20 protein-coding genes are annotated in these 25,580 nt (G+C 62.4%); 9 read left to right on the top strand and 11 right to left on the bottom strand.

Annotation, left to right across the window (positions count from 1 at the left end):
* Window position 1: 1 nt before the first annotated feature.
* The 8 genes from tssG to tssA form a co-directional block, all read right to left on the bottom strand.
* Window positions 2-1,048 carry a type VI secretion system baseplate subunit TssG gene (tssG, locus tag NTA49_RS12485; RefSeq protein ID WP_258295125.1) on the bottom strand — a complete coding sequence of 349 codons (1,047 nt, stop codon included), beginning with the start codon at window positions 1,046-1,048 and terminating at the stop codon, window positions 2-4.
* Window positions 1,012-2,889 carry a type VI secretion system baseplate subunit TssF gene (gene tssF / locus NTA49_RS12480; protein WP_258295124.1) on the bottom strand — a complete coding sequence of 626 codons (1,878 nt, stop codon included), beginning with the start codon at window positions 2,887-2,889 and terminating at the stop codon, window positions 1,012-1,014. Before tssF ends, tssG begins: the two co-directional genes overlap by 37 nt.
* A 6-nt stretch (window positions 2,890-2,895) precedes the next feature.
* Entirely contained in the window at window positions 2,896-3,393 is a 498-nt protein-coding gene (gene tssE, locus NTA49_RS12475; RefSeq protein ID WP_258295123.1) for a type VI secretion system baseplate subunit TssE, read from the bottom strand.
* Entirely contained in the window at window positions 3,386-4,204 is an 819-nt protein-coding gene (locus tag NTA49_RS12470) for a type VI secretion system accessory protein TagJ (protein WP_258295122.1), read from the bottom strand. Before NTA49_RS12470 ends, tssE begins: the two co-directional genes overlap by 8 nt.
* Before the next feature lie 81 nt (window positions 4,205-4,285).
* Window positions 4,286-4,807: a type VI secretion system tube protein Hcp gene (locus NTA49_RS12465; RefSeq protein WP_258295121.1), complete on the bottom strand. Its 522-nt coding sequence runs from the start codon at window positions 4,805-4,807 to the stop codon at window positions 4,286-4,288.
* Window positions 4,808-4,870: 63 nt separating this feature from the next.
* Window positions 4,871-6,364: a type VI secretion system contractile sheath large subunit gene (gene tssC, locus NTA49_RS12460; protein WP_258295120.1), complete on the bottom strand. Its 1,494-nt coding sequence runs from the start codon at window positions 6,362-6,364 to the stop codon at window positions 4,871-4,873.
* Window positions 6,365-6,367: 3 nt separating this feature from the next.
* Entirely contained in the window at window positions 6,368-6,883 is a 516-nt protein-coding gene (gene tssB / locus NTA49_RS12455) for a type VI secretion system contractile sheath small subunit (RefSeq protein WP_258295119.1), read from the bottom strand.
* Between the two features lie 65 nt (window positions 6,884-6,948).
* Window positions 6,949-7,989 carry a type VI secretion system protein TssA gene (gene tssA, locus NTA49_RS12450; protein WP_258295118.1) on the bottom strand — a complete coding sequence of 347 codons (1,041 nt, stop codon included), beginning with the start codon at window positions 7,987-7,989 and terminating at the stop codon, window positions 6,949-6,951.
* Window positions 7,990-8,210: 221 nt separating this feature from the next.
* On the opposite strand from tssA, the gene NTA49_RS12445 reads away from it, so the two are divergent.
* From NTA49_RS12445 to NTA49_RS17270, 5 genes are read left to right on the top strand one after another with little or no spacing between them, the layout of a single operon-like run.
* Window positions 8,211-8,651, top strand: a complete 441-nt coding sequence (locus tag NTA49_RS12445; protein ID WP_258295117.1) for a hypothetical protein — start codon at window positions 8,211-8,213, stop codon at window positions 8,649-8,651.
* Window positions 8,652-9,278: a MotA/TolQ/ExbB proton channel family protein gene (locus tag NTA49_RS12440; RefSeq protein ID WP_258295116.1), complete on the top strand. Its 627-nt coding sequence runs from the start codon at window positions 8,652-8,654 to the stop codon at window positions 9,276-9,278.
* 31 nt (window positions 9,279-9,309) lie between these two features.
* The gene (locus NTA49_RS12435) at window positions 9,310-9,720 is read left to right on the top strand and encodes an ExbD/TolR family protein (protein WP_258295115.1); all 411 of its coding nucleotides are present in this window, start codon (window positions 9,310-9,312) and stop codon (window positions 9,718-9,720) included.
* Window positions 9,717-10,121 carry an ExbD/TolR family protein gene (locus NTA49_RS12430; RefSeq protein ID WP_258295114.1) on the top strand — a complete coding sequence of 135 codons (405 nt, stop codon included), beginning with the start codon at window positions 9,717-9,719 and terminating at the stop codon, window positions 10,119-10,121. Before NTA49_RS12435 ends, NTA49_RS12430 begins: the two co-directional genes overlap by 4 nt.
* Window positions 10,118-11,677, top strand: a complete 1,560-nt coding sequence (locus NTA49_RS17270) for a DUF4384 domain-containing protein (RefSeq protein WP_258295113.1) — start codon at window positions 10,118-10,120, stop codon at window positions 11,675-11,677. Before NTA49_RS12430 ends, NTA49_RS17270 begins: the two co-directional genes overlap by 4 nt.
* 9 nt (window positions 11,678-11,686) lie before the next feature.
* On the opposite strand, the gene NTA49_RS12420 is transcribed toward NTA49_RS17270, so the two are convergent.
* Window positions 11,687-13,156, bottom strand: coding sequence for a caspase family protein (locus NTA49_RS12420; RefSeq protein ID WP_258295112.1), 1,470 nt, complete (start codon window positions 13,154-13,156; stop codon window positions 11,687-11,689).
* A gap of 144 nt (window positions 13,157-13,300) precedes the next feature.
* Between NTA49_RS12420 and NTA49_RS12415 the strand changes: the two genes are divergently transcribed.
* The 4 genes from NTA49_RS12415 to NTA49_RS12400 all read left to right on the top strand — a co-directional run bounded on the left by NTA49_RS12415 (window position 13,301) and on the right by NTA49_RS12400 (window position 19,449).
* The gene (locus NTA49_RS12415) at window positions 13,301-14,362 is read left to right on the top strand and encodes an OmpA family protein (protein ID WP_258295111.1); all 1,062 of its coding nucleotides are present in this window, start codon (window positions 13,301-13,303) and stop codon (window positions 14,360-14,362) included.
* Window positions 14,363-14,421: 59 nt separating this feature from the next.
* The gene (locus NTA49_RS12410) at window positions 14,422-15,768 is read left to right on the top strand and encodes a hypothetical protein (RefSeq protein WP_258295110.1); all 1,347 of its coding nucleotides are present in this window, start codon (window positions 14,422-14,424) and stop codon (window positions 15,766-15,768) included.
* A gap of 84 nt (window positions 15,769-15,852) precedes the next feature.
* The gene (locus tag NTA49_RS12405; RefSeq protein ID WP_258295109.1) at window positions 15,853-18,708 is read left to right on the top strand and encodes a hypothetical protein; all 2,856 of its coding nucleotides are present in this window, start codon (window positions 15,853-15,855) and stop codon (window positions 18,706-18,708) included.
* Window positions 18,709-18,747: 39 nt separating this feature from the next.
* Complete coding sequence (locus tag NTA49_RS12400; RefSeq protein ID WP_258295108.1) at window positions 18,748-19,449, top strand: CpXC domain-containing protein; 702 nt, start codon at window positions 18,748-18,750, stop codon at window positions 19,447-19,449.
* A gap of 6 nt (window positions 19,450-19,455) precedes the next feature.
* Here NTA49_RS12400 and NTA49_RS12395 read toward each other — a convergent pair whose 3' ends face one another.
* Together NTA49_RS12395 and NTA49_RS12390 are read right to left on the bottom strand one after the other, a co-directional pair.
* Complete coding sequence (locus tag NTA49_RS12395; protein ID WP_258295107.1) at window positions 19,456-21,360, bottom strand: caspase family protein; 1,905 nt, start codon at window positions 21,358-21,360, stop codon at window positions 19,456-19,458.
* A 27-nt stretch (window positions 21,361-21,387) separates the two neighbouring features.
* Window positions 21,388-25,527, bottom strand: a complete 4,140-nt coding sequence (locus NTA49_RS12390) for a two-partner secretion domain-containing protein (RefSeq protein ID WP_258295106.1) — start codon at window positions 25,525-25,527, stop codon at window positions 21,388-21,390.
* Window positions 25,528-25,580: the final 53 nt, after the last annotated feature.

Below are 25,580 nucleotides of genomic sequence, written 5' to 3'. Positions count from 1 at the left end.
CTCAAGTCCTTCCTGTCATTGTCGCCATCTGCATCTGGGCGTTCGGCTCCAGAAACAGGTTGTCGGCATCTTTCTTGATCTTGCTCTCACCGATCCAGCTGGTCTGTCCCAGCCGCACCGTCTCGCCCAGCTTGGCGCGCGGTATTTCGTCAGCGCGCAGCACCAGGTTCACATCCCAGTCCATCGCATCGCCCGCGTAATTGCGCACGATGGCGCGCAGCCGGGGCAGCGACGCGCCCCCCGGCAGCAGCCGGGTGTAGTCGGCGAGGCTAAGCGGGCCCAGCCGCAGTCGGAACTTGGCGGACCGCGTCCAGACCCGTTCCCCGATCGAGGTGGTGCGCCCGAGTGCGGCAGGCACGCCCATCCGCCAGCGGTCATCCGGTTCAAGCTCAAGCCAGCAGCCTACGAATTCCTGCACCTGAACCTTGGTGCCAAAGAACGCCTCGACGATGGATCGCAGCCCTTCGGCGTTCTTGGGTCCCTGTGCCAGCAGCCCCGCGAAATGACGTTTGGCCAAATCCGGCAGGTCATCACGTTCGCGCAGGTGCGCGCCGTGATAGCCCGCTATGGCCGCGATCTTGCGCTCGATCCCGTCGTTGTTGCCCCGGTCAAAGCTGGGCGCGGGCTGCCCCGACCGCCACGCACGGTAAAGCAGCGTCATCAGCCGGTGCGTCAGGATGTTCGCAAATTCCACAAAGGTCGGGTCGCGGTGATGGCGCAGCCGGGCGCGGGCATGTTCCGTCAGATGCAGCGGCAGCGGCCCCTGCGGCCCGAAAAGCCCGAAAAATCGATTGGTCAGACGCCCCGGTTTGCTTCCGGCGGGCGGCTTGAATCCGGCGACGGTCGAGGGCGGAAACGACAACTCGGCCTCTTGCCCGAACCGCACCTTGTCCTCGCGCGGACGGCGCGCCTCGCCCAGCCGTGGTGCATCCGGAAACGCCGCTTCCAAAATGCGAAAAGCATGGAAAATATGATGTTTCTCGGGGTCGTCGCTCAGCCGCTGCAGATGCGTCAGAGGATCCGGCCCAGACCTGTCCTGGGGCGCCATCGGGTAATCTCTCCGCGCTGCTGGGTGACAAGCACCGTTTCTGTAAAACTGTTGATAGAGACGTATTTGCGTAAAAATCGCTCAAGCACCGCGCCCAGTAGATAGACGCTGGTGCCCTCGAAAAAACTTTCGTCGAAGGTGATGGAAATCTCCAGACCGCGCACCGCCGTCGACAGCACCTCGTCCGACATGCGCCGCACGATGGGCCGGGTCGACACGCCGGTCAGCCCCTCAAGCTGCTTTTCCAGAACCTTGTTGCCCGAGGGTGCATAGATTCCGATTAGCTCGCGCAGGGCGGCACCGCCATCATCCTTGCCGGTCTCGGCAATCGACAGGTAATTGAGGCTCAGATGTGAGATCAGCCGCCACGCCGTGTCGCCCTGTGCCAGCGTCGGTCGCGGACGCGTGGGACTGACCGGCGTGGTCACATGTGCCACCGGCCCTCCCTCGGGCAAGTGAAACACGTCCTTCGATCCGGTCGGCAGCAACAACGGCAAGTCGCGGTTGGTGACCATCGCCTGCACTGCCAACTGGTCCAGACTGGCCGAAAACGGCGCCTGCGCGCTGTCCACAAGCGACAGGTACAATTCGGACCCCAGATAGGACGTCCGCACCCCCTTGAGCCGCTCGCGTTCCGCCCGCTGCCGCATCTTGCGCGACTGCGTGTAATAGGCGGTGTGCCGTTCGCCTGCAGCGGTCAGATCATCGGCGGAATAGAACGGGCGGAACGGCACGTCCTGTTCGCCCTCCGCCGAAATGCCCGACACGCCCTCAATCGAGAAAATCTCGAAATCGAGCGGCGCGGTACGGTCCGCGACCACATGCTGCTCCACGGCGGCACCCGACACGTGCACCCTGTCGCAGCGCTTGTGAAAGAGGTTGATCGCGGGCGTCGCGTGCAGCGTGAACGCTTCGGGTGTCACGCCCGAGGCGATGTCGGGCGCGCCTTCGCGCAGCAGGATATAGATATCGACGTCGTGCCCCTTGGCGCGACCGATGGCCATGCTCAGCCCCTGCAGTTCCACGAAATGAAACCGCTCGGGCATCGCAAAATACTCCTGCAACAGCCGATAGCCATCAAAAGACCGCTGCGGCGTCGGCAACAGCGCCTCTTCGGGGTCATAGCCGCGCGGCACCACACGCCCAGCAGGCAGTTCCGCGATCCAGTCGTTCCGCCGGTCGGTCGAGCGGCCCACCAATCCCGTCACCTGCGTGCCCAAAAGCTCGTGCAGGTCCCAATTCTTGCCCTCTTGCCCGTTCAGGAACAGCACAAGATTGTCCAGCGACAGATCGGCAATCGGCAGATTGCCGAAACGGCTGAGCCGCAGCCTGATTGCCGCCCGCGCTTCGATATCGCGCGAGATGCCCGCCGCGGCCAGTTCGCCGCGCCCGTCGATATACTCGGCCTCGGTAATGGTGATAGGCCACAGCGTGACGTCGCTGGCACTGCGAAAGACGCAAGCCGTGTGATCATCTTCGCCCAGCGTGCTGCGCAGAACCGAATGGCGTGGGATCGTATAGCCATCGTCAAGCGCCGCGTTCTGCATGTCAGGCTCGAACGCGGCCACCATCATCGACGGCAGCGGCGCAAGGTAATGCGGATAGATGATTTCCAGCAGATGCGAAGTCAGTGTCGGATATTGCAGCTCCAGTTCCAGTTGGACCCGCGCCGACAGGAACGCGACGCCTTCCAGAAGCCGTTCCACATAGGGATCGACGACCTCGACCCCGTCCATGCCCAGCCGGGCCGCGATCTTGGGAAAGGCCTCGGCGAACTCGGCACCCATATCGCGCATGAAGGCCAATTCGCCTTCGTAATGTTTCAGCAGGCGCGTATCCATGGCGGGTCAGACGATCCTTTCCAGCTCAAGCTCGCCGGTGGTGACATCGACCTGGCTGCGCAGATAGAGCTCCATGGGCAAGGGCTGCGCCCACATGTCGGCGCGAATGTCGAAGGTCACGATGCTGCCGCCGCTGTCCTGTCCGACACGCAGCGCGACCGCGACAGAATCCGAATGTATCCGCGTCTCGAAGGTGCGGATCGCGCTGACGATCGACTTTCGGATCAGCTCCGCGCGCTCGGCGGTTGAATAATCTCCGGCCACCTCGCGGATGCCGTAATTCAGCACCGACCGGGACACGTTGGGGTACTTTTCCGCGTCGATCATCGTGGCGTTATCGGACGTGTTCAGCAGCCAGACCAGATCGCGCTGGATGATCTCGCGCAACTTGCGCAGGTCGATCACCCGATCTTCGCGCCGCTCTGTCTTGTCCGACGGCGACTGATCGGTCAGACGGTCCAGAAGCGACGGCTGCAGCCGTTCGGAAATCATGCGGTCAGACATCCGCCTGCCCCTCGGCACTGGCAACCGGGTCCAGTTCGAGCAGACGCAGATCCATCAGCGCAGTGTCGCCCAGATCGGTGGCGATCAGCCGCTGGCCAAGGCCCGCGAATGTATCATGGCCCAGGTCGGTCCATTCCGTCGCTCGCGCCAGTTTCAACGCCGCATTCTCGGCAGAGGCCGTTCCAGCATAGCGGGTCGGGATCAGCGCGACAAACTCGCCGCCATTGGTCAGGGTGATGGTGCAGGGCGTCCAGACCACATCGCGCAGATCGGCGGGGTCTTCGAATTCGGCCTTGGCGATCGACGAGAACGGCATCCAGTAATACTTGCCGTTCACGATGATCTCCAGCAGCGGACCCAGCCGCATATCGGCGTCCGCGACCCATTCGAACGGCTGCCCGTCGATCTTGCCCGACACCGTGGGTGCGGCGTCAAACGCGCGCGCCCGGATCTCGGCGGCCCTGCCTGCCTCGCCCGCGGCATTCGCTTTCAGCGCCTCAACGATCAGCGCGGTCCACTCCTGCGGCGCGCCAAAGATCAGCGGTGCCTTCTCGCCCGCGAAGACCTTCTCGCGGTAGACTTCGCAGATGATGCCCTCGCGGTAGGTCTGCGCCATCGGTGTCGCCGACGGATCAAGCTCAGCCGATACCTTCAATTGCGCAATCGCACGCTTCCAGTCGCCGCGCACGCACAGCAGCTGAAACAGGAAAACGCGCAGCGCGGGATTGGCGGCATCCTTGCGCACAGCGTCCTGCAACGCGGCAAGCGCTCCGTCCAGATCACCGGCTTGTAACTGATCCTCGGCTATCACCGCATCCCCCCTGAGTAATAATTTCGCAAAGGCCAGCCCACAGTCGGGCCGGCCTTCACGCAGTGCTGCCAGACGAGACGATCAAACGGTAAGTTCGGCCTTGTTCTTGACCCGGCTCCACATCGCATCGCTGTGCTTCTTCATGGTGCCCTTGACGTCCTGCTGGCTGTATTCGACTTTCATCGCGCCATACTGCATGACCAGTGTTTCTTCGCAGATGTCGTCACCGTCCGAACCGGACCAGCTAATGTCCTGGATCATGACCAGCTTGAAATCGAACTTCAGGAAGGTCGCACCAGATTTGCCGGCCGTGCCACCAGACCGGCGCAGCACGATGTGCACGTCCTGGATGTGGCCACCTTCGCACAGGCGCGTGAACAGGCCGCAAGACGCGGTATCGGTCTTTTTGGTGACTGTCAGTTCCTTGAACGTGGCCTTGCCGGCCCCACCACCGGACGAAATAGATCCGATGTTGATATTGTTCTCGGCCCCGATTTCAAAGCTCAGGATTTCAAAGGCGTCCAACTTTGACATATCGTCATCTTGGGTTTCGCCTTTCAGCTTACCTTCACCGGGCATATACATAAATGCGTCAAATGACATTTTTGGTCTTCCTCATTGTTGGTGTTTCTATGGTCTTAGGTCGCCGAGAGTATCGGTCGTAAATCAGCCCTTTTCGCTCGGCAGCTTCGAAACCAGCCGAAGGGAAACAGACAGACCCTCCAACTGATAGTGAGGTCGAAGAAAGAACTTCGACGTGTAGTAACCTGGGTTGCCCTCGACTTCCTCGATGACGACTTCGGCGGCGGCAAGCGGGTGCTGCGCCTTCACGGATTCAGGTGAGGTTTCCGGATTGAAATCGACATACTGGTTAATCCACTGCTGCAGCCATTCCTGCATGTCGTCACGGCTTTTGTAGCTGCCGACCTTGTCGCGCACGATGCACTTGAGGTAGTGGGCGAACCGGCACGTCGCGAAGAGATAGGGCAGCCGCGCCGCCAAATTGGCGTTGGCCGTCGCATCGTCGTCGTCATATTCCGCAGGCTTGTGCAGCGACTGCGCTCCGATAAAGGCCGCAAGGTCCGAGTTCTTGCGGTGGATCAGGGGCATCATCCCGTTCTTGGCAAGCTCGCCCTCGCGCCGGTCGGAAATAGCGATTTCAGTCGGACATTTCTGATCCACGCCACCATCATCCGTCGGAAAGGTATGCGACGGCAGATTGGTCAGCGCACCGCCGCTTTCGATGCCACGGATGCGGCTGCACCAGCCGTATTCCTTGAACGAGCGGTTGATGTTGACCGCCATGCCATAGGCGGCGTTGACCCAGCCGTATTTAGTGCTGTCGGACCCGTCCGTGTCCTCCTCAAAGGCGAAATCTTCGACGGGATCGGTCTTGGACCCATAGGGCAGACGGCCCAGGAAACGCGGCATTGCAAGGCCCACGTACTTGGAATCTTCGCTTTCGCGCAGGGACCGCCAGGACGCATACTCCGGCGTCTGGAAGATCTTGGTCAGATCGCGCGGATTGGCGAGCTCGGACCAGCTGTCCATCTGGAACAGCGTCGGATTGGCCCCGGTGATCAGCGGTGCGTGCGCGGCTGCCGCGATCTTGGACATCTCGCCCAGCAGTTCCACGTCGGGCGGGCTGTGGTCGAAATGGTAATCCGCCACCAACGACCCGAAAGGCTCGCCACCGAACTGGCCGAATTCCTCCTCGTAGACCTTTTTGAAGATCGGCGATTGGTCCCAAGCCGTGCCTTTGAACTTGCGCAGGGTCTTGTGCATGTCCTTCTTAGAGATGTTCATGACACGGATCTTCAGCATCTCGTCGGTTTCGGTGTTGTTGACGAGGTAATGCAGACCGCGCCAGGCGCTTTCAAGCTGCTGGAAATCGGGATGGTGCAGGATCAGGTTGACCTGTTCGGTCAGTTTCTTGTCGATCTGTGCAACGATGCTTTCGATGGTCCGCAACGCATCGTCGGACACCAGTGCGGTGTTGGCCAGCGCTTGTTCCGCAAGGGTTTTGACCGCCTGTTCAACCGCCGTCTTCGCCTGGTCGGACTTGGGGCGGAATTCCTTTTTCAGCAGGTTCTCGAAATCGGACGACCCGAAGGCCGTCGCCTTGGCGCCGCCTGCTGCTTCTGTTTCTGTCTCGGCCATCTGTTACTCCTGATCCGTGCTGTCAGTTTGGGGGGCGGGCTGCGAGGCCAGCGTCTTGAGCAGGGCCGGGTCCTGCGTGATCTTGGCGATCAGGTCCTCGGCACCGGACTTGCCGTCCATGTAGGTCATCAGGTTGCTCAGCTGCGTGCGCGCATCCAAGAGTTCCTTCAGCGGCTCGACCTTGGCTGCAATCGCCGCAGGGCTGAAATCGTCCATGCTGTCAAAGGTGATGTCGACCGCCATGTTGCCTTCGCCGGTCAGCGTGTTGGGCACGGTGAATGCCGCCCGCGGTGCCATTGACTTCATCCGGTCGTCGAAGTTGTCGACGTCGATCTCAAGGAACTTGCGGTCGGCCACGACAGGCTGCGCGACCTCGGACTTGCCGGCCAGATCGGACATGACGCCCATGACGAAGGGCAGCTGCACCTTTTTCTCGGCACCGTAAAGCTCTACGTCATATTCGATTTGCACACGAGGTGCGCGGTTGCGGGCTATGAATTTCTGTGAACTTCCGGCCATCGCCTCTGTCTCCCTAAATCACGTTATAGTTGTATAGCATCGCTGCGCTCATCTGCGTCAACAAATCAGTCTTCATCGTCTTCAAGCCCGCCGATCACGTTGACATTCTCCATGCCGCTCGGCGCCATGTCCCGCATGATCGTCAGGAAGTCGGCATTCACCAGCTTCTTGGCGCGCCTCAGCAGAATCGGCAGAGGACTCGACGGCTCCTTACGCTCATAATAACCAATGATACGGTCCAGAGCGTTCTCTACGTCAACTGGAGAATTGATCGCCCCGCCCCCGCCCGCGACGCTGCCGCCACCGGCGGCGCGCATTTCTGGGGCTGCGTCGCCGGTGCTTTCGTCAACCGCGTCCACATCCGCGCCGACCGGTTCACCGATGGCATTGCGCAGATGCATGTTGATTTTCTTGAGAAGTTTCAGAACCGGGTCCAGATCCGGGCCCTGTCCGGGCGTCTGCATGTCAAAGATGCCGCCGATCGCCGTCACATCGGCCATCGCCTGCGCGGCTGCCTCTGCAGTCTTGCGCAGGGTTTCCTCATCCGTGTCCTGAAACGCTGCGGCCACAGCAGAGACGTCGGGCACGTTTTCCATGTCGGCAGGTGGTGTGATTTCGCCATCAGCCACTGCGATATGGCGCAGCGAAATCATTCCGAACGTGCGGCTCGCGGTCAGCGGAGCCTTGCGCAGTCCGCGCAGGATACGGTCGTCATCGGCCAACGCCAGAACCGCGTTCACCCGCATCGTCGGGTCGTCATCGTCCTCGGCATCCAGCTGCGGATGGCAAGTCGGCCAATACTCTTCCAGACACCGCCGTATGTAGGTGGTGCCGTCCGCGAACCCCGACAGCCCGTTCAGCCGCAGCTGCGCTTCGGCCAGAAAAATCCCGGCCCGCAAATCATGGCTGCGCGCGATGACAGACAGCGCCAGCCGCGACACTTCCTTGTAATCGGGGTCGTCACCAGGCACGAATTCGTTCCCGACCTGCCGCTCGTCACCGGGCGTGGCAGCAATCTCCATCTCGGTAAATTCGGGATCGTACTCAAGGTCTTCGCCGCTTGGAGGATTTTCTCCATGCTCCTGAAGCAGCGCGTCGATATCCATGGTAATTCCTTAAGAACAGGCGTGGTGATCTTGGTCCGGCGAAAATACGCCATAACTGCAGAGTTTATTTGACCCAGCGGAACCTTAACATAGATTCCTCCTTTGGCTAGAAAAACTCTCGGCGCGGCGCAGGACGGTTTTGCGCCCCCTCGCAGCTTGTCTTGACCTAAGGGCAACAAAGCGGTTTCATCGGGCATGCATACTCCTCAAAAGGAACATCCATGCCCCGGTTCTCCAGATTGACAGCACGCTGCGCGGCGCTTCTTGCGGCGGCCGCGATTGCCTTGCCGCTCGCCGCCACTGCGCAGGAAAATGCGCTTACCGTCGAGTTGAACAAGTTCGAACCGGCAGAAGACGGCGGCTGCCGCGCATTCTTCCTGTTTCGCAATGAAACCGGCAAGGCCTTCGAAGGCTTCTCTATGTCTCTGGCCATTCTTGACGGGCAGGGCGTGATCGACAGGCTGCTGAACATCGACGCGGCCCCCCTACCCGTTGCGCGCACCACTCTCAAGCTTTTCGAGATCCCGCAGATCGCCTGTGATGACATCTCGGAAATCCTGCTGCACGCCATCGACAGCTGCCAACCCCAGAACGAGGACAACATGGATTGCTTTCCTCTGGTCGAGCTGGTCAGCCGCACCTCCGCCCCGCTGGTGAAATAAGTGAACGCGGCCCTGTCCATGGTCGGAACCGGCGGGCCGATCATCGTGATCCTGATTCTGCTGTCGCTGCTGTCTGTCACGCTGATCGTGGTCAAGACACTGCAACTGTCGCGCGCCCGCGCCGGGGCCGCAGACCGGCAAGCAGCGCTTGACCGCTGGTCCAAAGGGGATCGCGAGGCCGCCATCGCGAACCTCGCCTCGGCCACGTCCCCCGCCAGCCGCATCCTGCACTATGCGCTGAACGCCGCAGCGCGCAAGATGCCCCGCAAACCGCTCGAGGCTGAACTGCTGCGCCGCGGCAATGTCGAGGTCGAGGTGATGTCGCGGCACATCCGCCTGCTGGAACTGGTCGCGATGGTCTCGCCGCTGCTGGGCTTGCTCGGCACGGTGCTGGGCATGATCCAGTCGTTTCAGGAACTGGAAATGGCTCAGGGTGCCGCCAACGCCTCGGTTCTGGCGGGTGGCATCTGGCAGGCGCTGCTGACCACCGCCGCAGGCCTTGTGGTGGCAATCCCTGCGGCCATCGCCGCGACCCTTCTGGCCACCCGCGTCGAAGCCGCCGCTCATGACATTGAATCCGCCGCAGGTGAATTCTTCCTGCTGGAGGACACAGGGACGGTTCCGTGATGACCAAGCTCATGCCCCCCGGACCGATCCCGTGCAGCTGACCCGCAAGGCCGCGCCGCGCCAGCTGATCTCGCTGGTGCCGATGATCGACGTCATGCTGATCCTGCTGGTCTTTTTCATGGTCACGTCGACCTATCTCAATCTCGACATGGTGCCCGTCGTCGACCGGGCCGAGCAGCCCGCATCCCAAGCGTCAGGCAGCGGCACCACCATACTGGTCCGTATCGGCGCGGACGGTGCACCCTATGTCAGGGGGCGGGCGCAGACACCCGAGGGACTTGCGGACCTGGTCCGCCTGGGTCTGGCCGAGAACCCGCTTATGTCGGTCGTGCTGCTGCCCTCTTCGCGCGCGACGACGCAGGCACTGGTCGGCACCATGGACACGTTGACCACGGCAGGTGCCACGCGCCTGCGCCTGATGCGGCTGGAGGGGCAGCCATGAAACTGTCGCGCCCTGTGCGCCGCACCCCGCCCGAAACCATCATCGCGCTGATCGACGTGGTGTTCTTCCTGCTGGTCTTCTTCATGCTGATCGGGCGCATGGACGCCACCGCCCCGTTCGAGGTGCGCCCAGCCACCGCTATTACCGGGTCGGACATGCCCGCAGGTGGCGCGACCCTATCAATCGGTATCACCGGCACGCTGGCACTAGACGGCACCGAGAAGGATGCGCCCGCCCTGCTTGATGCGCTTTCGGCACAGCTTGAGGCCGACCCCGAACTGCTGGTGCGGATCAATGCCCACCGCGACGCCGTCATGGCTGACCTGCTGCCCCTCGTGGCCGAGATCGAAGCCCTGGGCGCGCGCGACATTGTCCTTGTCGTCACACCGGAAAGCCCGTGACAAGCCGCGCCGCTCTCTGGACCGCAGGACTGGCCGGGTCCGCGCTGATGCATCTCGCGGCGGGCGGTCTTTACCTTGCCACCCGCACATTCGACGCGACCCCCGACCAGCCCGGCCCGCAATCGCGCCTGCAAATGGTTACGGTCACCGCCCCGACGCAAAGCGCGGCAGCGCAAGATCCGCAATCTGACAGGGCGCGCGAGGCGCAGGTAGAGGGGACGGACCTGAATTCCGGGGCCGTGCCGCAATCCGACGCACAGCCCCTCAGCCCCAGCGCGGCACCGCTGGAGGCGCAGACAGCTGCGACACAGGCTTTGCCACAGGCGTCGCCGAAGACCACAAGCCTAAGCGCCACCCTGGCCCCCGCGCAGACCGCCGCCCCGATCCGTGCGCCCGCCAGCACAGTTCCCACCAGTTCCGCGCTGCCTCAACAGATCGCCGCCGCGACACTGCCCGATCCGGCCCCTGTTGCCCCGGCAGAGCTGATCCAGGCAAGCCTTGTCCCCGACCCGATCGCCCCCGACGCCCTGTCCGCTGCCGCTACAGACGGTGCTGCGGTGATCCCGAGCCAGCCCGTTGCACTGACTGCGGCCCTAACCAGACCAGACGCACAGCCCACCGCAACGCTGCAACCCGATGCCGAGGACACCGCAGAGCAGGCCCCCACCGGAACGTCTGCGCGGGAGGCCCCCGACCAAAGCACTCCCGCCACAGAGCCGCCCCTGCCCGTGACCCGCACCAAGGCCGAAACGGCCTGGCGCTTTGGCGACCGGGTGGTGACCGACCCGCAGGCTCTTGCGACGATCCAGGCCTTCATGGCCCCCGGCGCGCTGGACGATGCGACCGACGTGCGCGACGGGCTGTCCGCGCTGCTGACAGGCATCGACTGTGCCCGCGTCTCGGCCACTTTCCTGCCAGAGACCGGCACGCTAGAACTGCGCGGACATATCCCCGATCCGGCCCTTGCCGGCCCGCTTCTTGATGCGCTGCGGGCGCAGGTCGGCGGCGACATTCCCCTGGCCGCGAACCTGCAACACCTGCCTGCACCCCAGTGCGGCGCACTGTCGGGCATCGCGGCCCTTGGCCTGCCGCAATCCACCGACCAGTTCACCGATGCACGGCTGATCGGCGACACTGCGCAGGCACAGAATTACCTCTTTACCGAGGGCAAGGTGTTGCGGTTCGATCTGCAAGCCCCGGACTATCCCGCGCATGTCTATGTCGATTATTTCGATGCCGCAGGGCAGGTCATCCATCTGATGCCGAACCTTACCGATAGCAGTGGCCCCTTCGCCCCTGCCGCGACCGTGCAGGTGGTGCCGACCCAGCCCGGCAGCACTGCGCCGATCCTGATCGGCCCGCCCTTCGGTCAGGAAATCGCCGTGGCCTTCGCCGCGTCGTCGCCGCTTTATGACAGGCCCCGTCCGACGGTCGAACCGGCGGCGGCATATCTAGACTGGTTGCGCGATCAGGTCGCTAGCGCCGAGGCTGCCGACCCCGATTTCAAAGGCGAATGGGTCTATTTCTTCATCACGACACGGGCAGCCACCCCCTAAGCACGTTCGCTATTGGCAATCGTTCTGCGCCCAAAGCCTCAGATTGCGCTTCAAGCCGCCCCCGAAGGGATGTTCCTTGCTCAGCGCCCGCGCTCCGCTGTCCTTGAGGTAGGTGGTCGCCTGGGTGCACAGCGCGTCGCGCGTCCATTGGTGGCAAGTGCTGCAGGGCATGTTCTTCCACGCGGCATCGGGCAGCCCCTCGATCGGCGGGTAAAGCGGCGAAAGTTCGGTTATTTCAAGGATCGTTTTGCCCACGATCTCCGGCGGGCCATCCCTCAAAGGCAGACTGAAAAAGAACGGCTCAGGCAGAGGTTGAACAGGCTCCGCTTGCGTCGGCGCTTCAACGACAGCCACCAGCGCCTCTGTCTCCTTTGCCTCAAGCCCCGCAATCTCGATGCGCACCAGCTCCTTGAACGTGCCGTCTGGATAGGCATCGAGATAGGCCTGATAATCGGCCTTCAGCCCGGACACCCGCGCCCGTTCCAGCATCTGCACTTCGGTCTCGGCAGGGGGTGTCTCGACCTTGGGCACAGGTGCTGCGGCAACCGGCTCCGTGTCCTTGGCTCCCTCCAGCTCCAGCGCCAGCACATCTGCCAGCATCGCGCGCGCCTCTTCCTGAAACAGACCGTCGGGGTAGGACCGCATGAACAACATGATCTGCACCGGATCACGGCTTTTGGCGACCGAATCCCACAATTGTCGCTCGGCCACTTCTTCTGCCGACAGCTGCCGGGTCGGATGAAAGACGAATTCGCGGGTCAACGACGAGGTGTCCCAAGGCGTCTGCGCGCCGCCGGTCTGTGCGATGACCTGCACCCGCACGTCCTTGAACACACGCTCGATCGGTGCGCCCTCGGTCTGGATCGCCTCAGCCAATGCCGCGGTGAACGGACTGTTCTGGCCGGTGCCGTCAAGTGCCACCGCCCCCGGCGCCGTGGCATAGGCAAGGTAGGTGCCCGTCGGCGCCTTCATCTCGGCCAGCCCGTTGTCGTCCAGATCGCGGATGTTCTCGAACGGATTGTTTCGGCAGGCATCCAGGATCACGATATTTGTCCGGTTGCGCGCCGATGCCATCTGTCTCAGCACGGCTGACGCGTCCATCGCCACCAGATCCAGATCAGCGGCGTCAGTCAGGCCCGCATCAACCGGCAGCAGATAATTCGCCCCGAAACTCTGCACCCCGTGCCCTGCGTAATAGAACAGGCCCACGGTCTCGGGGCCGCCGTCGCGCAGCGCCTGCCCGAAGTCGGCAATCGCCCGGCGCATGTCGGTCTGCGCTGCGTCCTCCAGCAGGGTCACGGTGAACCCGGCATCGCGGATGGACTGTGTGATCAGCCGCGCGTCGTTGGTCGCATTGTCGAGCGGTGCGACCTGCGCATACTGGCCGTTGCCAATGACCAGCGCGATCCGGTCCTGTGCCTGCACCGCCGCCGCACCAAGAAGCGAGACCGTCACGATCAACACCCAAAGCCGTCCCATCCATCCGTCCCTTTCGAAGGCGTCGCACCACCTTAGACCAATCAACCGACAATTCAATTGGCCCACGTGGGCCGACACAAGAGTATTGCTTTTGAGCAGTCTTGGCGCGATAGTTTTCCCATCTCCACTGCCAGGGAGCATTTAATGTTATTTTTCAAACACTTCACATACGCGATCCTTTTGTCCGCCTTGTTTTCAACCGGCGCGCCCGCACAGCCGGCAACTTTTGGTGACGGCTGGACACTTCGGGGCGAAGCGTCCTCGTTGCAGTTCCAGTCAATCAAGAACGGCACCGCGATCGAAACCTCGTCCTTCGCCACGATGACGGGTGAAATCGCGCCCGACGGGGCTGCATCGTTGACCATCCTGCTCGACAGCGTCGACACAAAGATCGACCTGCGCAATGTGCGCATGCGTTTCCTGTTCTTCGAGACGTTCCAGCACCCTGAGGCGACAGTGACTGCGCAGATCGACCCCGCGCTGATTGCAGACCTGCCGCAGGTCAAGCGCAAGACCGTCACGTTGCCTTTCACCCTGGCGCTGCATGGCGTGACCAAGACGCTAGAGGCGAAGCTTGCCCTAACCCTGGTTGGGGATGATCTGGTCGCGGTGTCCACGGCTGAGCCCGTGCCGCTGGCGGTGGCCGACTTCAACCTGTCCGAAGGGCTGCAAAAGCTTGAAGAAGCCGCAGGCGTCACAATTGTGCCGTCCACCACGGTCAGCTTCGATCTCATCTTCAGCAAGGTCGCGCGCAGCGATGCTGCGGTCGCCACCGCAGAGGTGGCAGCACCAGCCGCCCGCCCCGCGTCCGTTGCGTTGGAGGCAGAGGGCGATTTTTCCCTTGAGGCCTGCGTCGGACGGTTTGAAATCCTGTCGCGGACAGGCAACATCTACTTCAAACCCGCCTCCGCCCAGCTTGATGCTGCATCGACACCGTTGCTGGACGCCGTGGCGCAGATCGTGACGCGCTGCCCCGATCTGACCGTACAGATCGCCGGTCATACCGACAGCTATGGGAGCGACGCCGCCAACCAGACCCTGTCGGAACGCCGCGCGCGCTCTGTCGTCGATTATCTGACGGCCCGCGACATCGGCCCCGCGCGTCTGATCGCCATAGGCTACGGCGAGACACGCCCCGTCGCCGACAACGCCACCGAACAGGGCCGCCGGGGCAACCGCCGTATCGAGTTCTCCGTACCCGACTGAAATCTGTTTCACACGAACACAGGCTCCGCCGGGGCCACCACATATGCGAGGACGCCGCCATGGCAATGTCACCCGAAAACCTTGATGAAATGCAAACCCTGCTGAAAAAGGCGCGTCAAAAGGATCTCTCCTTCGGCCTGTGCCTTGGCAAGAAGCCCGAAGACAACGTGTTTTTCCTCGACCTCAAGAAATCCGGCGAAGTCATGGCGCGCAAGGCCAAGGCCGAGGGCGAGACCGGCAAGCTGACATACGGCACCGTCGGAGTTAAGGGCAAGATCGCGACACTGATGGTCGAGGGCAAGATGCTTCCGGGACTGGCCAAGAACATGAAAGTGTTCATGACCAAGAACGGCATCAAGATGAAGGTGGTCATCACCGACCCAAGCGGTCAGGTGCTGGAATCCGATGGCGACGAGGACGAAGACGACAACGATGCGGTCACCGACGCCAATGCGGTCGATCAGAGCACCGACGACACGCAAGGCCACGATGCGCCGGACGACGATGGCAACGACGACGTGAATGACAACGCCGATCCCGCCGCTGGCAAATGGGATCAAGTCGCCGCAGCATTGGGACCGCTGGCCGCAAAATTCGACGGCGCGTCAGACCCGCGCGCCGCACAGATCGTCAAGGCCTGGGCGGCCGCCGAAGCCGCCGCCGGGAAAGGCGACTACAAGTCCGCCATGGGTGTTGCCGTCAAGCTCAAACCGCTGCTTGTCGCGGGTCCGGCTGATGGCGCATCAAACAGCGCGCCGCCGAACGAGGCGGGTAACCCCGATCGCAAGAAATGGGAGGCCGTGCAAAGCCCGCTTGAGGCGCTTTACACAAAGGCGCTTGGCAACAACCCGGCCAACCGCAGCCAACTGGAAGCGGCTTGGGGCATGGCGCTGGAAAAAGCCGAAGGCGGCGATTATGCTGCCGCGCTGACCATCGCGGGCAAGCTCAAGCCACGTCTTGACGAAGCGGCCAATGCCGCAGCCAGTGGCCAGCAGGACGAGATACCCAAGGACGTGGTGCCCTTCCAGAAATCCCGCGTGCTTTGGTCCAACACCCGCAAGAAGATGCAGGCCGAGATGGAGAAGCTGGAAAAGGCCATTGTCGACGTCTGTGCCGACGATCCCGAACTGGCCCCCGTCGCCGAGGAGGCAAGCGGGCTGAACCAGCGTCTTCAGATCTTCGACGACCAGCTCGAGGATCTTCTGGACCAGATCACGGGCACCGCCGAAGGCCCCGACCGCACCAGGCTCAAGGCCGATGCCAACGCCAAGATCCGCGAATTTCAGGCCGCCCTGCAAGACGATTTCTTCAAGGAGGTGGATGGCGAAAATGGATTTGTAAACGTCGCCGTGACCGCCACCGCGACCCAATCCCTTCAAGCCATCGCGAACGTGCTCGCAAAATAATTCCGCACCTTTTGGACATCAACCTTTCACAGGGAACCTTGAAACATGCCCTTTGCCGATCTTTCCCCCGCAAGTCAGAAATTCTTGAAGAAACATTTCAAGTCGGGCGGACTGTTCCGTTCCGGCACCTCGCAGGCCGACAAGGACGACATGGCCGACACGCTGATCGCCTTTCAGAACGAGCGGTCCCGTCTCGCCCTGCGCATTCAGGCCATTCCGTCCTTCGTGGATGGCGGCATACTGATCTCAGACATTCAGCGCATCACGGAACTGGTCGAGAAGGACAAGAAGAACTTCAACGCCGCTCAGGCGACCCAGCTGCTTGGCGCGCTCGATCTCAAGATCACCAACCTGTCCGACACCTGGATCGCCACGCAGAAGGCCGAGGCCAAGACCGCGCTTGATACCAGCAAGACCTATCATGGCGTTGCACTCAAACTGCCCACCTTTGAGACGCGCTTTGCGACCATCGACACCGACGCGGGAAAGGCCCCGCCAGACTATGCCGCGATCAAGGCCTCGCGCGATTTCGTGGTGAACGGGCGCGCCGACCTCAAGCTTATTTCAGATCAGTACAGGACCGACTACAATACGGTCCTTCAAATGATCACGGACTGCAACAACAAGCTGCCCACGATAGCCGATCCCGTCGTAGCGCCAGAGCGCGCGACGATCCTGACCAAGATCGCCCTGGCGCAGCAAAAGCTTGAAGAACACAGCGCATGGCTCGCCGCGCGTTTGACCGGAACCATCACGCACGAAATCAACGCAGCCGTGAAGATCATCCAGCAAAAGAACGACTATGCTGCGGTCAAACAGACCGCCATGACCGAGTTCAACAAGCTGACGACGGCCTTGAACCCAGGCGCTGACGCGGAATACCCTCTGATCAAGGCCGACGTCGATCAGGCCGCCACAGAGGAAACACGGCGCGATTATTACAATGCCTCCCTGATCATGAAGACGATCCCCGCCCGGATCGCCCCTCTGCTTGCGCTGTGCACCGCATATGAGGAATTCGAGGCGGCGCTGATCCCCGCGAACACAGCCATCGAACAGCTGAAAAAGCACCACCTGGCCGAGTATGTGCAGGCCGACATCAAGGCGATCGAGGCCTATCGCGACGCCTGCATCAATCAGGCAAGCGAGCTGAAATATGCTGCCGCCACCTCGCGTCTGGAGCTGGTGCCGCAGCGTTGCACCGATGCGGTGACAGAGGCGGAAAAGGCCGCTCCCTTTGCCGACCTGCTCAAGGATGCGCCGACGGGCGACCTGAACAAGCTGCTGGCCGACGTCAAGACCAGCCACAAGACGCTTGAGGGTCATGCACGTGCGGCCCAGATCGACGAACAGATCAAGACCTTGGCGAAATCAATCGAGACCGCCGAGACCGCGATCAAGGACGGTGACCAGTCGAACGTCCGCGCGGCGCTCAGCCGGGGGGCCGACACGGCAGCACTCGCGTACCGGCTGGCCCAGACCATCGACCAGATCTATACCCGTGCGGACGACCTGGGCCAACGTGTCGAAGGGTTGGAAGCGACGCACCAACAGGCCAACTATATCAAGGACAAGCTCGCCGTGGTCACCAAACTGGCCGAGGAGGCCCGCAAGGCCGCACTGGCCGGTGACGACAAGGCGCTTGGCCTGCTGGTCGAGGGCGAGGCAAAGGTCGATGCCGCCCGCAAGCTGGCGGACGCCGAGGATGCCTTCCGCATTCGTCTAGCCGACACCCGGAAGGCCGCCACCGATCTGGACAAGACCACCTACCCCGACAAGGCCAAGACCGGCGCGAAGATCACAGAACATCTGGTCAAGGCGCAGGAGCATTCGGCCAACTTTGACCCGGTCAAGGCCAACGGATCGCTGTCCGCCGCCGAGGCGCTGCTGGCAGTGGCGAAATTGGCAACCTTGGCCAGCACGAGTGGTGACATGGACGAAGCGGACATCCGCGCATTGATCGCCCTGCCCGACGGTCAAAAGCAGCTTGACGCGATGGTGGCCAGCCTGCCTGGTAACACCTCGCAGAAGGTCATGTCCAAGCTGCTGTCGGTCCGCTTCAACATGGACGTCAAGCTGTTCACCGACGAAACGACCCGCACCGACGATGGCAGCGGCGCCAAGACCGGCGTGGCACTCAATGCGCCTGCCCCCAACCTCAAGGCCTATTACGAACTGCTTACCCTGGTTCCCGAAACAGATACCAAGCTGAACCCCAGCCTTGCCCGCTTTGACCGGATCGAGGACGAAACCGGATCATATTACGAATCCACCAATGGCGCCGTCGTGATGGCCTGCTTCAACGACTTTAACGTGCAGGGCAACTCTCTTGGCAACCCCGTCCAACTCGACGTCATCGACGACGAATGCAAACCCGTGCCGGACACTGAGGTGCCAAGACCGACATACGGCAAATGGACGACGCTTCACGAGATCGGCCATGCGGTCGATGATCGAAAGGGCTTCATGCGCTCGAACGGCTCGGGCGCGGAATTTGGGGGCTGGCGTGAACATGGCAGCGACACCTCGCAAATCAGCGCCGAAATCGCGGACGAATTCGATTTTGACACGCATTACGTCGAACGAAAGATGTCAGGCGGCAGTCCCGACCTGCCACCACCGCCCGATGGCGTTTCGCAAGGCGACTGGGAAACCCGGCGCGACAATTTCATCAACTGGCTGGCCGCGGTGCGCACCACCACCGACATCTGGGACAGCGCCACCAATTCGAACGCACGCCACATGTCCAAGACTGGCCGGATGATTCACGAGGCCTATCCCGACCATTGGGTATCATACAATCTGTCAGCGCGTCGCAAAGGCATCACAGGCTATCAGTTCCGCGCGCCCGGCGAATGGTTCTCGGAACTCTACGCGGCCTATCACACCAAAAAACTCAAACCCACTCACCCGGCGCAGAAGTGGCTCAGCAAGCTTTGAACGCCCCTGCCCCTGCAACCTATTGAAAGGACCCTTCAGATGTCCCTTTTTACCATTGAACAAGCCCCTTGCCCGAATTGCGGCACCATTGCCGAGATGGAAGTGTTCTCCAGCGTGAACGGCGACCGGCGCGTCGACCTGACCGAGGCAATCCTTGCGGGTACGATCCAGTCATACACCTGCACGAAATGCGAGACCACGTTCCGGATCGAGCCGTCGATAAACTATCTGTCCGTCGGCGAAGGCCTGTGGATGATGGCGCGCCCGCTGGCCGCCATGGCCCACTGGAAGGACGAGGAAGAGATCGCCAACGCGTCTTTCGACGAAGCCTATGGATCGGGCGCGCCTGACGCTGCGAAAGAGATCGGCGAACTGCTGACCGTGCGGCTCAGCTTTGGCTGGCCCGCCTTTCGCGAAAAGGTGCTGATCGCGCAACACGGCCTTCAGGACGTCACAGTCGAGATGATGAAGCTTGCGATCCTGCGCACCCGTCCCGCCAATCCGCTGGCGCCGGGTGTTGAACTGCGGCTTTTGAACGTGCGCAGCGATCAGTTCGAGATGGGCTGGATCAATGCCATCACCAACGAGCCGCTGGAACTCTTCACCGCCCAGAAAGCGCTTTATGACGAGGTTGACGGCAACGGTGCCTGGGCGCAACTGGCATCCGACCTCTCGGCGGGCAGCTTTGTGGACACACAGCGTCTGACCATCGTGCCGGAGCCCATGGAGCCCGCAGACTGAAAGACTTCAGTTCACCAGCACATCCGCGTTGAACCCGCCGTCGCGCCAGCGGTTCAGCGCTGCGGTGAAACTCGGGCCTGGCAGTCCGTCTACGGTGGCGGCGTAAAATCCCGCAGCTTTCAGTCGGCTTTGCACCGCGCGGATCGTCTCGCCGGACCATCGCTCGGACGCTTCGGTCAGCTGCGCCAGCAAGGCACCCCTGTCCGACGCGACACCGCGCAACAACAGGTTCGCCGCTTCGTCGGGGTTCTTCTGCACGCCGCGCCCTTCGTCCAGCAGGATCGCCGCAGCGCGGTAGCCTTCGGTCTCACCTTCGTCGGCAGCGCGCCGGAAATAGGTCAGCGCATCGCCCGGCGTGTCGACCACGCCGTCCTGCGCCAGAACACCGAGGTTGAAAACCGCCTTGGGCGACCCACCCTTGGCCGCCGCCCGCAAAAGCCCGATTGCCCGGTCCTCGTCCCTGGGCAGCATCTGCCCTTCAAACAGAATGATCGCCAGATTGATCATCGCGTCCGGGCTGCCACCTTCTGCTGCGCGCTGGTACAAAGCCAGCGCCGCCGCCGGGTCTTGCGGCAGGCCATTGCCGGTTTCGGTCAGCTGTGCCAGGCTGACCATCGCCCGCAGATCCCCCCGGTCCGCGGCACTTTTGTACAAGGTCACCGCCCGCTCGATATCGCCAGAGGCCGCGACCGCACGGGCATAAAGCGCCGTGTAATGCGGCAATTGGGGAAATTGCGCCGAAGCCGCTGCACAGGCCTGGATCGCCGTCAGCGCGTTGCGCTGCAACCGCTCGAACGGCACGCCGGATTGCGCCGCCGTCGCATCACGCGGATGGGTGGCCAGCCGTTCGCAGACACCGCCCGGCGTGCTGTCCTCTTGTGGCGGGATCAGCGCCAGCAGTCGTTGCGCCTCGGACGCGTCTGCCCCGTCGGGGTACCGCTCCAGATAATATTCCAGCAAGGGCCGCATCCGGCTGCGCCGCGCCAGTTGCCACAACCGTTCCGCCTCGGCTTCGGCGTTGCGAATGCCAAGCGTGCGGGTCTTTGTTCCAGTCTGCAGGAACGCCAGCACATCGTCTACGTGCGCGCCCTGCGGATAGCGGTCGGCATAAAGCTGCATCAGATCGGGGTCCCGCTCGCTGGCCGCGACCTGCCACAGCATCGTTTCCTCGGAGGCGGTCACGGGGCTGTTGTCGAACCGGAAAGACTGGGTCAGCGACGAATTTTCCCAGGGCACCTGCCGCCCGCCGGTGGCCGAAAGCACGTCGCGCCGGACAGAGATCATCAGATCCTGGATGTCCTGACCAGGCGTGTAGATATGACTCAGCACCGCCTCGGTAAAGAAACTGTTCCGCCCGGTCCCGTCATAGGCCACGTTGTCGGGCTGCGTAGCATAGACGAACATGAAATCCGCCGCGGTGCTGACCCGTGCCAACCCGCTTTCAGCGCGCAGCTCGACGCCAAAGGGATTGTCCCGGCAGGCATCCAGAAATACCAGCTTCAGCCCGTCCGAGTTCTGCATCGCCGCCAGCACATCGGTCAACGGCACGGTCTGTCCGTCCAGATCTTCGACCGATTGCAGCGCGGCATCGACCGGCACAAGATAGTTTTGCCCACTCACCTGAAAGCCGTGCCCGGCGTAGTAGAACAGCACCACGTCCGCCGTCGCTGCGCGTTCGGCAAAGATCGCCGTGCCCTCGCGCATCTCTTCCATATTGGCGTCGGACCCCAGGATTACGTCGAACCCCAATCCCTCCAGCGCCACCGAGACATCCAGCGCATCGTTGATCGGATTGTCGAGCGGGCTGACGTTGGTATAGGCCGAGTTGCCGACCACAAAGGCCAGCCGCGTCTCGGCCAGCGCGCCGGTTGTGACCAGCACCCAGATCAGTAAGACCCAAAACCCGCGCATCACCCTCATGCTCTCCCTCTGACAGACCTACAGACCGACAGCGCGGCTCATGGTGATGCCGACATTGTCCATCGCACCAGCCACCCGCGTGATCGTCGCGCGTTGCACCGTTGCCAGCTCGGGGTCCGAGACGCGCACCAGTGCAATCGACTTGCGAATCTCGGTCGCGGCGTCGGCCATGGCATCGCGCGCTTCGCCCACTGCCTCGCGGCGGATCGTTTCGCGTTCGGCATCGGTCGTTGCACCAGCCAGCCGTTGCTCGGCGCGCACCCGTGCCTGATCGACGCGCACCCGCGCATCCTGCACGATCCGCGCGACGTTCTGCATACCCGGCGGCAGATCGCTCGCTATCGCATCCAGTTCATCCGCAAATTCATTCAGAGAATCCGACATGCAGGCCAGATACCGGCTGACATCGCCGCTGCTCTGACCACAGGATTCCGCCGCAACCTCCAATGATTCAGAAATTGTATCGACCTCCTCGAACGTCGCTTGGGCCTCTGCCAGAGGGGTGCCGCCGCCGACAGTTGTAACGCCGGAGTCGCTGTCACCCTCGTTTCCAAAATCATTGTCGATACTGTCATTCGGGTTCGGCAAAGGAAATCCGACAAAGATCGGCGGCACGGGCACGTCGTTCTGTGCGCCCGGCGTCACGGTCAGCGTCCCCTCGACCAGCGTGACGTCATAGTTTTCCAGGCCCGAGCCCTCGACCTCTGAAATCTCGATCGCGAAGGGGCTGTCCTCCAACGGTGCCGACGGCGCTGCGCCGTTGCTGGTCAGGAAAACACTGTCCACGCTGTCATCGAAAAAGAGCGTTCCGTCGACCGTAAACTCCGTGCCTTCGAATTCCAGCAGGGTGCCAAATGTCTTGGTCTGATCCTCGGCGGTAACGGTAAGCGCGGCAGGCAAGACCGACAGATCACCTTCCACGAAGGCGATCTCGTAATTGCTCAGCCCAGTGCCCACGGCTTCACCGATCGCGACCTCATAGGGCGCGCCCTCGTTCGCGACACGGTCGGTGTCGGCATCTGCTGCCGCGCCGTCACTTGCCAAGGTGGCGCTGTCCACGCTGTCACTGAAAAAGAGCGTCCCGGTGACCTCGAACTCGGACCCGTCGAATTCCAGCAATGACCCATAGGTCTTGGTGAAATCATTGGCGGTGATCGTCAGGGGGGCAGGGGTGATCTCGGCGTCGCCCACCCTGTCGACGACACGGTAGACAACCCCCAGTTCCGACGTGACGCTGGTGGTATCAAGCGTGAATGTTGTGGTGCCCACGTTCTCATCCGCGAATGTCAGCGCCGTCCCGATCTGGTCCGTGTCCAGCACATCCGTGGCGTCGTCAAACACATAAAGATCCGGTCCGCCGTTGATCGTGGTGGTGGTCTCGGCGGTCGTAGTGCTGCCGTAGGTCAGGGTCAATGCGGCGGGCGTCGCCATGATCACCGCGCTGGTGGTATAGTTGACGGGATCGTACCCGGTGTCCCCCGGCGCCCAGACATTCGCGAAATCCCAACCCTGCGCTTCGCCCAGGGCAATGAAGGTTTCGGTGTTCTGGAACTGTTCGGTGGTCAGGCCGGTGCCCGCCGCAGAGGTGGCAATGCCCGATGTCTGTGTGTTCCAGAAATTCGTGGCGGCGCTGTCAAATCCGGTTTGGTCCGACCCGGCAAAGCCGCCTGTTGTCGCGCTGGCGTCGCCGGTGACGGACACCGATCCGGTCGAATAGCTGCGGAAGATGTCGCCGTTGATTTCACCCACGAATCCGCCGGCGGTGACTTCGGTGGATGACATGAGCGGGTCGGTCGTGACCGACACGTTGCCCGTCGCATAGCTGTCGTTGATCGTGAACCCCGGGTTGGAATCCTCAACCCCGACAAAACCCCCGACAAAGAATTCCCCGCCCGAGGTTTCGTCGGTGACGGTCACATTGCCCAAGGCATGCGACCGGTTGATCGTGCCCAAATAGTTGTACCCGACAAAGCCACCGACGAAGGTTTGGCCAAAGGCTTCCGAGCCATCTGCCGTGACCGTCACATCCGCGATGCTGTCCTCGATCAGGCCAGCGTTCTCTCCGATCAGTCCGCCGACCGCAAACCCGGTTCCCGACGACGTTCCGCTGACGCGCACATTGCGGATCGTGCCCGCGTTGTAGGCAGCCAGTACGCCGCCCGAACTGCCGATCATGGTGAAGTTCTCAAGCGTCAGGTCCTGCACCACGGACGCGCTAGACAGATCGCTGAACAGCCCGTAGCTGGCGAGCCCCTCGCCGGTGTCCGGCGCGCTGTAGACGTTCGAGATGGTGTATCCCTGTCCATCCAGCTCGAACGTGCCGTCAGAGATGAACAGCGGGTTGAACCCTTCGGTCCAGGAGGCGGTGCCGCTGCCGTCGATGTCACCCGCAAGCGCTGTGAAGCCGTTGCCGATCCCGCTCGGAGCGAGCCCCTGCAATCCATAGATGTCGGCCACCAGGAACGGATCGCCCGCCATTCCTGTCCCACCGGTAAAGCGTGAAAAGGATGCGCCGAAGTTGATGGTGAAATCATTTGCCGAAAACGCAGGCAGAGTTGCGGTGTTCTGCGTCCAGGTCCCTCTTTCAAGCGTGAAGGTGTCCACATCGACCGTGCCACCCGCACCTGTGGTGATCTGGTTCACCGAATTCAGGATTAAGCCCCCGGACGTGCCGTTGATCGCGCCGTTCAGCACGATATTGCCGCCTGTCCCGCTTGTGGTGCCTTCGTCATCTGCGATCAGGGTCAGCGTCGTCGCCTCGGTCCAGTCGATATCGGCATTGATCGTGATGTTGCCCGCTTCCGATGAGCCCCCGGTGGTGTTTAGTGCCACGTTCATCGTCGACAGGTTGTTTTCAAGCCCGACTTCGCTGAGACCGTCGCCGATGTCGCCACCGGGATTGATCACGATATCCGTCGGATCCAGTAGCAGAATGCCCCATTTTCCCAAAGGCGCTCGACCGTCTGCCCGCCCGCTATAGTTCAGCGTCAGCTTGCTCGATACTTCGACAAAGCCGCCATCGCCGCCCTCGGCCCCGCCCCGCGCCGACAGTCTGCCTGCGAATTCGGTATACTCATCCGACCAGATCACGATCCGGCCGCCGTCGCCCTGCTCAAGCGCGTCGGCGGTGATCAGGGTCTGCGCATCGCCGAAAACCGTCTCTGCGCGAGGCAAGATACCCTGCCCCTTGAAGTCGCCCCCGATCTTGATGGTGCCACCGCCGCCCGTGCCGCTGGCGTCGATCTGCGCGCCATCCAGAGCGATGGTCGCCCCGGTGATGGTGACGTCACCCCCCCGCGCCTGCGGGGGGCGCGCCGACTGGGTGACCACGATCCCCGCGGGGGTGGGTTTCGACCGCGTCGAAACCTTGCCCGTCACACGGACCGATCCGCCATTGCCTCCGCCCAGCGTGATGGTGCCGCCGCGCATGGAAACCGACGTGGCCTCGGCCACCCCAGACAGGTTGATCGCATTGCGCGCCGCATCCCGCGCGGTCGCCGCGCGCATTTCGACGATGCCGCCTGTTGCACTTGCCGTGCCCGAATTGTCGATCAGCGCTTCGCCGTCGTCCTCGATGTCGGATGGCAGCGCGACCTGCAGGAACTGGTCGCCCGAAACGTCCAGCACCACACGTTCGCCTGCGGCAAAGCCGATGCGCCCGTAAGGTACGGTCACGATCCCGCTGTTGCGCACCTTGCCGCCAATCAGCGCCGCATAGCCACCACGCCCGATCACCACCCGGCCTGCGTTCTCGACCGTCGCAGAGCTGCCGGTGCCCTCGTACCGCAGCCGCCCGGCATTGAAATCGTCGTCGCTGACATTCAGCGTCGAGGCCGCAAAGCTGCCCGCATCCACGGTCCCGTCTTTGCCGATGAAAATGCCGTTCGGATTGACCAGATGCACTTCGCCGTTGGCCGTCAGCCGCCCGTGGATTTCGGAGGTGGTGCTGCCCGTGACCCGGTTCAGGATTGCCGAATTGCGATCGGGTTGCCGGATGTCCACGTGGGCATCTTTGCCGATCGAGAAACTGTTCCAGTTCACCACCGCCCGATCCGTGTCTTGCGTGATCGTCATGGTCAGAGGCGTCTGCGTCGCGATGCTGGCGCTGCCAGAGACGACCGTTCCGTCCTGCGGCAGAACAGCCTGCTGAGCAGTCACCGCAGCTGGCAGACAGATGCAGGCCGCAACCGATGCCCGCAATAGCCGCCGAC

The organism is Pseudosulfitobacter koreensis (assembly GCF_024733015.1).
Lineage (GTDB): Bacteria > Pseudomonadota > Alphaproteobacteria > Rhodobacterales > Rhodobacteraceae > Pseudosulfitobacter > Pseudosulfitobacter koreensis.
This window is presented reverse-complemented; position numbering and strand designations above follow the sequence as displayed.